Annotated in this window: 7 protein-coding genes; 4 read left to right on the top strand and 3 right to left on the bottom strand. The window is 65.6% G+C overall.

What is annotated here, in order from left to right; translation table 11 throughout:
• Positions 1–129 precede the first annotated feature (129 nt).
• Both ACODTA_RS19925 and ACODTA_RS19920 read right to left on the bottom strand, forming a co-directional pair.
• Positions 130–840: an NADPH-dependent FMN reductase gene (locus ACODTA_RS19925; RefSeq protein ID WP_489067841.1), complete on the bottom strand. Its 711-nt coding sequence runs from the start codon at positions 838–840 to the stop codon at positions 130–132.
• 57 nt (positions 841–897) lie between these two features.
• A complete protein-coding gene (locus tag ACODTA_RS19920) occupies positions 898–1662 on the bottom strand; it encodes a phytanoyl-CoA dioxygenase family protein (RefSeq protein WP_489067839.1) in 765 nt (254 codons plus the stop codon).
• A 111-nt stretch (positions 1663–1773) separates the two neighbouring features.
• On the opposite strand from ACODTA_RS19920, the gene ACODTA_RS19915 reads away from it, so the two are divergent.
• From ACODTA_RS19915 to ACODTA_RS19900, 4 genes are all read left to right on the top strand, one after another.
• Entirely contained in the window at positions 1774–2697 is a 924-nt protein-coding gene (locus tag ACODTA_RS19915) for a LysR substrate-binding domain-containing protein (RefSeq protein ID WP_489067837.1), read from the top strand.
• Positions 2698–2875: 178 nt separating this feature from the next.
• A complete protein-coding gene (locus ACODTA_RS19910) occupies positions 2876–5197 on the top strand; it encodes a TonB-dependent receptor (RefSeq protein WP_489067835.1) in 2322 nt (773 codons plus the stop codon).
• A 61-nt stretch (positions 5198–5258) separates the two neighbouring features.
• Positions 5259–6905: a long-chain-fatty-acid--CoA ligase gene (locus tag ACODTA_RS19905; RefSeq protein WP_489067833.1), complete on the top strand. Its 1647-nt coding sequence runs from the start codon at positions 5259–5261 to the stop codon at positions 6903–6905.
• Positions 6895–8898 (top strand): alpha-glucosidase, encoded by a 2004-nt coding sequence (locus ACODTA_RS19900; RefSeq protein ID WP_489067831.1) that lies wholly within the window; start codon positions 6895–6897, stop codon positions 8896–8898. The genes ACODTA_RS19905 and ACODTA_RS19900 overlap by 11 nt, the downstream gene beginning before the upstream one ends.
• On the opposite strand, the gene ACODTA_RS19895 is transcribed toward ACODTA_RS19900, so the two are convergent.
• Positions 8844–9791: a LysR family transcriptional regulator gene (locus ACODTA_RS19895; RefSeq protein WP_489067829.1), complete on the bottom strand. Its 948-nt coding sequence runs from the start codon at positions 9789–9791 to the stop codon at positions 8844–8846. The genes ACODTA_RS19900 and ACODTA_RS19895 overlap by 55 nt on opposite strands.
• Positions 9792–9806 lie beyond the last annotated feature (15 nt).

Here is a 9806-nt window from a genome sequence, read left to right as displayed (position 1 = left end):
ATTGTTCATGATTTGTTCTATTTTCGCCGGAACGCGGCGAGAGTCAAGTTTGCTGCTGGACACTCTCTCCCTGTCGTTCCCGCGAACGCGGGATGACACAGTGCTTGTCGGACTTCTCGTTATTCCTGCTTACTCGGCGCCGGCGCGGTCCGCTTCGCGTTCGCCATCCGCCTGTTGCAGCGACAATTCGTGGAGCGCGCGCATCCGCGCGAAGGTCACCACCTGCTGCGCCAATATGTCGAGCTGGTTGCAGATGCCGGTGTCGGTGATCGTGCCGTCCGGGCCGAAGATCGGCACCATCGAATTGACCGCGACCGCCATCGGCGTCGGCCAGCCGCGCAGCGCATGGGTGATCGAGCGCAAGGTGGCGAGCGTGGTGCCCGTCGCCTGCCAGCCGGCGGCGGCGGCGATCAGGCCGACGGCGCGGCCCTCGAAATAGACCGCCTCGTCCTCCGCCATGTCCTGCACATAATCGAGCGCGTTCTTGATCAGGCCCGATACCGTGCCGTGATAGCCGGGCGAGGCGATGATGATGCCGTTCGCGCGGCGCAGGCCCGCGATCAGCGCCAGCGTCTTTTCGTCGCGCGCGCTTTCGCTGGGTGCGTACATCGGAATGTCGAGCGCCGCACCGTCAAACATCAGCGTCTCCGCACCGCGCGCCGCGCAGCGATCGAGCGCCTGGCGCAGCAGCTTTTCCGACGAGCTGTTGGGCGTTCCCGTTCCGCCCAGTCCGACGATCAACGGTGTATCGACCATGCGCAGGCTCCCTTGCTGACTGTCCGCCGCACGCCGGTGGAACATCGCCGCGCCGAGCGCAAGCGAATAGGGCGCGTCATCCATGATTTATAGGGCGATGCTCCATCACGGATCCGGGCGCCCGACAACGTGGGCCGGTTATCAGCCGACCGTCACCTGCCGCCCGCCGCGCAGGAACGCGATCGCGTTGCGGCGCAGATGATTGGTGCCGGGATTGAGGATCGGCTCCGGCGAATATTGCGCCAGATAGACGCGGCGCATCTTCGGCGTGGTGTTCGATCCGGTGGCGTGGAGCGCCAGGCTGGAAAAGGCGACGACGCTGCCCGCCGGCACCTCCAGCGTCACCCCTTGCGCCTCACCGCTGTAACCGACCAGATCGTTGCTGCCCGACTGGCGTTCATGCGGCACGATGCCATCGCGCGTGGCGGGCACTTGCGAGAAGGGCAGGATGCGCACGGTGCCGTTGGCGACGGTCGTGTCGTCGAGCGTACACCAGCAGGTGAGATAGGGCTTGTGATCGGGCGGACCGCCATTGCCGACGACATAGCCCGAATCCTGGTGCCAGCTGAACGGCATGCCCTTGTCGGCACCCTTCACGACATATTGGTCGTAGAAGAAATAGGCGTCGTCACCCAGGGTCGCACGACAGATATCGGCCATCGTCTCGCTGAACAGCATGACACGCAATTCGGGCTGAACGCGCTGGCATTCGCCGGCGAAATAGCGTTTGCCCTTGTGGCTGATGCCATCGACCTCGACGCCCAGCGCGTCGAGCCGCGCATCCTCGCGCTCGATCACGCGGCCGCATTCGTCACGCAACAGATCGAGCAAAGGCCCTTCGAGCACGCGTTCGAACACCGCATAGCCCTCGGCGGCGAATTGGGCGCGTTGAGCGGAATAGTCCATGATGCCTCTCCATGGTGCGGGCACCTGCCCGTCGACGCATCATCATCGCGCAGAGCATCCATCGCATCCAATCGAATTGCGCTGCTACGTCATATGTGAATACTATGGCTTATGCGCATGCGACAGGTCGAGGCGTTCCGCGCCGTCATGATGAGCGGAGGCATCACCGCCGCCGCCACGATGCTCAACATCAGCCAGCCGTCGGTTAGCCGCCTGATCGCCGATCTGGAACGCGCGGTGGGTTTTCGCCTGTTCGACCGGCGCGGCGCGCGCGTTCATGCGACGCCGCAGGCGCATGCGTTGTTCGAAGCGGTGCGGCGCAGCTATACCGGGCTGGACCTGCTCGATCAGGCGGCACGACGCATCCGCGCGCATCCGGTCGGCACCGTGCGGATCGCGGCACTGGCGGCGATCGCGATGTCGATCCTGCCTGCGGTGATCCAGCGATTCCGCATCCTCTATCCCGACATCAAGATCACCGTGGAGTCGCTGGGACAGCGTGCGATCGAGGAGCGCGTGTTCCTGGGCCAGGCCGATCTCGGCATCGGCGTGGAGATTCCCCCACGCGAAGGGATCCGGTCGACGATGATCGCGCGCGCCGAATATGTCTGCGTGCTGCCTGCCGGCCATCCGCTGGCGCAACGCGAGCGCCTGGCGGTTTCAGACCTGGCGGGCGAGGAGTTCATCGGCCCGATGCATGAGGCCGACGCGCTGTGGAACGGCATCGACGTCGCGCTGGAAACCGCGGGCATCCCGGTCTCGCGCAGGCTGGAAACCCAGCATTCGCAGATCCTGTACGCCTTTGTCGAAGCCGGCCTGGGCGTCTCGATCGCGGAGCCGTTCAGCGCGCCGCTGTTCAACCGGCTGGGCGTCGCGATCCGGCCGATCGCGCCCGCCGTCTATCTCGATTTCGCGTTGCTCGAACCCGATATCGGCCCGACGCCCGAGATCGTCGGCTGGCTGCATGACGAAGTGGCGCGCGCCACCACCGCCTGCCTCGACGATGTCCGTGCGCTTGTCGCGCGAAGGTCATAGTATTCGGACATGACCACGCGATAAATCTCGATTGGACTGCGATGACCGGTCAGGGCACCTTTCGAGATGGAGAGTTGACCATATTGTCAACTGATCTGATCGACATTAACGGCGCCATGTGCGCCCGGGCACATGTCCAAGCGGACGAAGATCCGGATGGACCCGGCAGGAGGGGAAGATGATGACCTATTCCAAGGCAAGACTCGGCGCGGCACTGACCGGCGTTCTCGCGATCGCGCTGGCGGGCGGCACCGCCCATGCGCAGGATGCGGCCGCACCCGAGGCGCAGGATGGCGGCGTCGCCGACATCATCGTCACCGCGCAGAAGCGCGAGCAGAATCTGCAGGACGTGCCGCTCGCCATCTCCGTCGTCAGCGGCGCCCAGCTTGAACGCGCCAACGTCAATTCGGCCGAGCAGCTTTTCCAGCGCGTGCCCACGCTGACCTTCCGCAAGGGCAACACCAACAAGGATTCGGCGCTCTCCATCCGTGGCGTCGGCACCATTTCCTTCTCTTCGGGTGTCGAGCCTTCGGTCTCCACGGTGATCGACGGCGTCGTCTATGCCCGCACCGGCCAGCAGACCTCCGACTTCCTCGATGTCGAACGGATCGAGGTGCTGCGCGGGCCGCAGGGCAGCCTGTTCGGCAAGAACGCATCGGCCGGCGTGATCAACATCGTGACGCGCGAGCCCGGCGACACGCTGGGCGGCTATATCGACGCCGCCTATTATGAGGGCAACGAGTTCCGCGTGCGCGGCAGCGTCTCGGGCGGGCTCGGCACCGGCATCGCCGCCTCGCTGACCGGTTTCTACGCCAAATATGACGGCAATGGCCGCAACGTGTTCAACAACCGCAAGGTCAATGGCTACGAACATTGGGGCGTGCGCGGCAAGCTGGTGTTCGAGCCCAATGACGACCTGAAGATCGCGATCATCGGCGACTATTCGAAGAACAGCGACAATGGCTATGCCGACAGCATCGGCACCGTCTTCAGCTCCGCCTTCAACAACGCGGTCTTCATCCCCTCGCTCGCGCCGCTGACGCTCGACGGCCGCAACAAGAATATCGACAACGACCTCGATCCCTATACGCGCGACAAGAACAGCGGGATCTCCGCGCAGATCGACCTCGATCTGGGCGCGGCCACGCTGACCTCGATCACCGCCTATCGTCACTGGTTCAACTATCAGCAGCGCGACGGCGATTTCCGGTCGGATGCGCCGCGCTACGTCAACACCGGCACCGCGTCGGGCGACGTGCTGTCGCACGATCGCGGCGACCTGAGCTTCGACCAGTTCACGCAGGAACTGCGCATCGCGTCGAACAGCCCGCAATTCCTCGAATATGTCGCTGGGCTCTATTACTACAAGACCAAGGAAGTCGACTTCTTCAACCGCACGGTGACCTCATGCACCGCGTCCACCCTGCCAACCGCCAACGGGCTGACGCCCTGCGCGGCGGGTTCGTCGACCTATGTCACCAATCAGGGCAATGCCGATTTCACGACCAAGCTGACCAGCTATTCGGCGTTCGGCCAGTTGACCGCCAACTTCACCGACGCGTTCCGCGGCATCCTGGGCGGGCGTTTCACCGAGGACAAGGTGGCGTACGACTTCGTCCGCGTCTCGACCTCCGCCGCCGCCTTCCCCGGCGTGAACCCCGGCTTCAGCGCGGCGGGATCGATCAAGGACAGCGGCTGGTCGGGCAATGCCGGCCTGCAATACGACCTGTCCGACGACGTCATGGCCTATGGCACCTACACGCGCGGCTATAAGGGCCCGGCGCTCAACGTGTTCTTCAACATGCGCGCGCAGGATACCGGCAGGATCAATCCGGAAAAGTCGAACGCCTATGAGATCGGCCTGAAGACCCGGCTGTTCGATCGCCGCCTGACGCTGAACCTGGCGGCCTTCTACGCCAAATACGACAATTACCAGGCCAACTTCCTCGATCTGGTCGCCGGTCAGGTCGTGACGCGCCTGACCAATGCCGGCACGGTTTCGACGCGCGGCATCGAGCTGGACTTCAACGCGCAGGTCACCAGCGACTTCTCGCTGAACGGCGGCTTCAACTATACCGACGCCCACATCAACACCTTCAACTGCCCGGCGGGCGCGGCGATCGCCTGCGCGGCGGCGATCAACGGCAAGCCGCTGCCTTTCGCGCCCAAATACAAGGGCACGGTGACGGCGGACTGGCGCCTGCCACTGGGGTTGGACGCGTTCGACGTCGATCTGAACACCTCGCTGGTCTATCAGAGCCGGACGCAGTTCGACATCAACCAGAACCCCAACGCCTTCCAGAACGGCTATGCGATCTGGGATGCCGGCATCACCTTCCGCACCAAGGACGAGAAATACAGCGTCTCGCTGATCGCGAAGAACCTCACCGACAAGCATTTCGTGATCCAGCGCATCCCCAACGGCACATCGTTCATGCGCCAGATCACGCCGCGCGACGCCGATCGTTATTTCGGCATCTCGGGCCGCGTGAACTTCTGACCGGACAGGCCAAGGGGCAGGACATGACGACCGCGTCCCGCCCCGCGGCCAGGGGCCTGCCATGCGCGGGCTGATGCAGAACTGGCCGCTGACGGTTGATCGGATCATCGACCATGCGGCCATATGGGACGGCGACCGACCCGTCGTGAGCCGTGCGGACGATGGCGCCTTATTGCGCAGCGACTATGCCGGGATCGGCAATCGCGCGCGCCGCCTGTCCGCCGCCCTCGCCGGGCTCGGCATCGAGCCCGGCGACCGGGTCGCTACCATGGCGTGGAACCATGCGCGTCATCTCGAAGCCTGGTTCGCGATCATGGGCATGGGTGCGATCTGCCACACGCTCAACCCCCGCCTGTTCGCCGAGCAACTCCGCTACATCATCGACCATGCCGATGATCGCGCCATCCTGGTCGATCCATGCTTCCAGCCCTTGCTCGCCGAACTGCTGGGTGCGATGGACTGGCGTGGCATCGTGATCGTGCTGGGTGCCGAGGCCGGAATCGATCGCGCGCTGCTGCCGCATGCGATCGCGCTCGAGACGCTGATCGCACCGGCCGACGCCGCCGATGCGCACTGGGGCGGGTTCGACGAGGAGACCGCCTGCGCGCTCTGCTACACTTCCGGCACCACGGGCAATCCGAAGGGCGTGCTTTATTCGCACCGCTCGACTGTCATTCATATGCTGATGACGCTGCAGCCCGACGTCTTCGGCCTGTCGATCGCCGATGTCGCGATGCCGATCGTGCCGATGTACCATGCCAATGGCTGGGGCATGCCGCTATCGACCGCCGCTATCGGCTGCAAGCTGGTGCTGCCCGGCGCCCGGCTCGACGGCGCGTCGCTCCACGACCTGATCGAGGGCGAAGGCGTCACCTTCTCGGCGGCGGTGCCGACGATATGGCAAGGGCTGCTCCATCATCTCGACATCACCGGCGGACGGCTGACCAGCCTGAAGCGCGTCATCATCGGCGGCGCGGCATTGCCCGAGAGCATCGTCCGCCGGCTGCGTGACCATGGCGTCGAGACCGTGCAGGGCTGGGGCATGACCGAGACCTCGCCGATCGGCACGCATGCCAAGCTGACGCCCGCCATCGCCGCGCTGCCGTTCGACGAACAATTGCCCTTCCGCCTGAAACAGGGGCGTCCGCCCTTTGGCATCGAACTCAAGATCGTCGACGACGCCGGCGCGCGGCTGCCGCATGACGGGACCACGCCCGGCCGGCTGCATGTGCGCGGGCCGACGGTATCGTCGGGCTATCTGGGTGGAGAGGCCGGCGCGATCCTCGACGCGGACGGCTATTTCGACACCGGCGATATCGCGACGATCGACGGCCAGGGCTATATGGCGATCGTCGATCGCGCCAAGGACGTCATCAAGTCGGGCGGCGAATGGATCAGTTCGATCGAGATCGAGAATATCGCATCCGGCCATGCCAAGATCGCGCATTGCGCGGTGATCGGCGTGCCGCATCCGCGCTGGGACGAACGGCCGCTGCTCGTCGCCGCGCTCCACCCCGGCGAGAATGCCGAAGCGGACGAGATCCTGGCGATACTCGACGGCCGTATCGCGCGCTGGTGGATGCCCGACACCGTCGCCTTCATCGACGCGATGCCGCTGGGCGCGACCGGCAAGATCGACAAGAGGGCGTTGCGCGCGCGCTTCGCCGCATTTCCCGAAACCGAAAGGAACATGGCTCATGGCGCTTGAGGCGCAGGATGGCGGATTCGTGCTGACGCTGAATGGCACGACGATCCTGGCGCACGACGCCGCAGCGCCCTGCCTGTTCGTCGGGCACGGCGTGCCGAGCATCGAAGGCGTGCGCGGCCATTACGAGATCGACGATTATGTCGTCGAGCGGATCGCACTGCGCCATGCCGAAATCGACGGCGACGCCGTTCGCCTGGCACCGCACAAAGGCGCACCGCTCGCGCTCGCGCTCCGCGTCACGGGAGAAGGCGGCAATGCCGAAATCGCGTTCGAAGCGCTCGATCCGGCGATCAACAGGCTGTGGCTGCGCACGCACGCCGAAGCCGGCGAACATGTCTGGGGCGGCGGAGAGCAATTCTCCTATTTCGACATGGCAGGCCGCCATTTCCCGCTCTGGACTTCGGAACCGGGCGTGGGCCGTGACAAATCGACCCTGCTCACCTGGCAATGCGACCAGAAGGGCGCGGGCGGCGATTATTACCACACCAATTACCCGCAACCGACCTGGATCAGCTCGCGCCGTTACGCGCTGCATGTCGACACCAGCGCCTATGCCGCCTTCGACTTCCGCCATCCCGGTTTCCACGAAGTCGAGATCTGGGAGGTGCCGGCCCGGATCGAACTCTGGGCGCGGCCGCGTTTCACCGAACTGGTCACCGCGCTGTCGGACCGGTTCGGCCGCCAGCCGCCGCTGCCCGAATGGCTGCTCAAGGGCGCGGTGATCGGCCTGAAGGACGGCGCCGAAAGCTTCGAGCGGCTGAAGGCCTATGAAGATGCCGGCGTCGCGATCGCCGGCCTGTGGTGCGAGGATTGGGTGGGGCTGCGCATCACCAGTTTCGGCAACCGCCTGTTCTGGGACTGGCAATGGAATGCCGATCGCTATCCCGACCTGCCCGCGCGCATCGCCGAGCTCGACAAGCGCGGCATCCGTTTCCTGGGCTATGTGAATCCCTATCTCGCGGTGGACGGGCCGCTTTATGCCGAAGCGGCGGCGAACGATTATCTGGTGATGCGGCCCGACGCCAACGAACCTTACGTCATCGATTTCGGTGAGTTCGATTGCGGCCATGTCGACTTCACCAATCCGCAAGCCGCGGCGTGGTTCGCCGATACGATCATCGGCGGCAACCTGATCGATTTCGGCCTGTCGGGCTGGATGGCCGATTTCGGCGAATATCTGCCGATCGACGTGCGGCTGGCCAATGGCATGGACGGCATGCGCGCCCACAATGCCTGGCCCGCCCTGTGGGCGGAGGTGAATGCGAGGGGCGTGGCCGGACGCGGCAAGACTGGCGAGGCATTGTTCTTCATGCGATCGGGCTATAGCGGCGCGCAACGCCATTGCCCGATGCTGTGGGCGGGCGACCAGTCGGTCGATTTCAGCCGGCACGACGGCATCGGCACCGTGATCTGCGCCGCGTTGTCGGCCGGGCTGCTCGGCAATGCCTACAGCCACAGCGATATCGGCGGCTATACCAGCCTGTTCGATACGATCCGCACGCCCGAACTGGCGATGCGCTGGTCTGAAATGGCGGCCTTCACCGCGATGATGCGCACGCATGAGGGCAACCGGCCGCGCCTCAATACGCAGATGGACAGCGATCCGGAAGTTCTCGCCCATTTCGCGCGGATGACGCGCATCTACGCGTATCTGGCGCCGTATCTGCGCAAGCTGTCGGACGAGGCGGTCGCGACCGGCCTGCCCGTCCAGCGCCCGCTGTTCCTGCATTTCGAAGACGATCCACGCAGCTACACGATCCAAACCGCCTATCTTTACGGCGCCGACCTGCTGGTCGCCCCGGTGATCGAAGCGGGGCGGAGCGACTGGTCGACCTATCTGCCGGCGGGCGCGGACTGGGTGCATGTGTGGAGCGGCGAGACGCATGTAGGCGGGCAGGACGTGACCGTGCCCGCGCCGTTCGGCCACCCCCCGGTCTTCTACCGCGCGGGATCGCCCGACACGGCGCTGTTCGCGGGACTCGCCAAGCTCTGATCGCGCGCATGCGCCGCCGCGCGCACTGCCCCGACAAAAGCCGAGACGAGCGCGCTGCGGCTGCGGTTGCGCAACAGATGGATGGCATCGCGCGTCTGTTCGGACGCCGGCAGCGCCACCGCGACCAGCGCGCCATCGGCGCAGGCCGGCAACGCCAACGAGCGGGGCACCACGGTGATGACGCGGCCGCCACGCACCATGGCGAGACACGCCGCCGTCGAATCGAGTTCGTAATCGGGAAAGTCGCCCGCCGCGACGCGGGTGCGGAGCGCGCGCGGAAAATTGCTGTTGGGCGCGGGACGCGGCAGCGCCCAGGGCCAGGCGGCGGTATCGAGCCGCCCCTCCGAACGGGCAAGCGGGTGATCGCGCGCGAACACCAGCATCAGCGGTTCGGGCGGCAGCGGGATGCAGAGCACCTCGTCGGCATGGCCCGACGCGGCGAATTTCGCGCGGTCGCAGACGACAAGATCGAGGCCCCGATCGACCAATGTTTCGAGCAGACGGTCGGAGGGGCCGCCCGTCACCGTCACGCGTACCGCGGGATGCAGGCGGGCGAAACGTGCGATCGCGTCGGTCAGCAATGGCTGGAGCGGATAAGGCCCGGCGCCGACGCGGACGGTGCCCGAGCTCGGCTGTTTCAGCCCCCGCGCCTCCTGTTCCAGATTGGCGGCGGCCGCGATCACGTCGCGCGCGGCGCGGATCAGCCGTTCGGCATCGTCGGTGGCGCGCACATAATGGGTGGTGCGATCGAACAGCACCGCGCCCAGCTCCGCTTCTAGCTTCTGGATACTGCGGGTCAGCGCCGACTGGGTCAGCCCCAGTTCGTCGGCGGCGCGCGCATAGCTGCCCAGCCGGTGCAGGGCCTCGAAGTGGCGCAGGCGCCGCAGGTTCATCCGATAGTCACCATC

The organism is Sphingomonas sp. FG14, from assembly GCF_057809675.1.
Note: the sequence above shows the minus strand (reverse complement) of the source record. Positions and strands in the feature narration are given on the sequence as shown.

Excerpts from the sequence above, each read along its gene's own strand:
- ACODTA_RS19925 (WP_489067841.1), bottom strand. The coding sequence starts at position 840 with ATGGATGACGCGCCCTATTCGCTTGCGCTCGGCGCGGCGATGTTCCAC.
- ACODTA_RS19920 (WP_489067839.1), bottom strand. The coding sequence starts at position 1,662 with ATGGACTATTCCGCTCAACGCGCCCAATTCGCCGCCGAGGGCTATGCG.
- ACODTA_RS19915 (WP_489067837.1), top strand. The coding sequence starts at position 1,774 with ATGCGCATGCGACAGGTCGAGGCGTTCCGCGCCGTCATGATGAGCGGA.
- ACODTA_RS19910 (WP_489067835.1), top strand. The coding sequence starts at position 2,876 with ATGATGACCTATTCCAAGGCAAGACTCGGCGCGGCACTGACCGGCGTT.
- ACODTA_RS19905 (WP_489067833.1), top strand. The coding sequence starts at position 5,259 with ATGCGCGGGCTGATGCAGAACTGGCCGCTGACGGTTGATCGGATCATC.
- ACODTA_RS19900 (WP_489067831.1), top strand. The coding sequence starts at position 6,895 with ATGGCGCTTGAGGCGCAGGATGGCGGATTCGTGCTGACGCTGAATGGC.
- ACODTA_RS19895 (WP_489067829.1), bottom strand. The coding sequence starts at position 9,791 with ATGAACCTGCGGCGCCTGCGCCACTTCGAGGCCCTGCACCGGCTGGGC.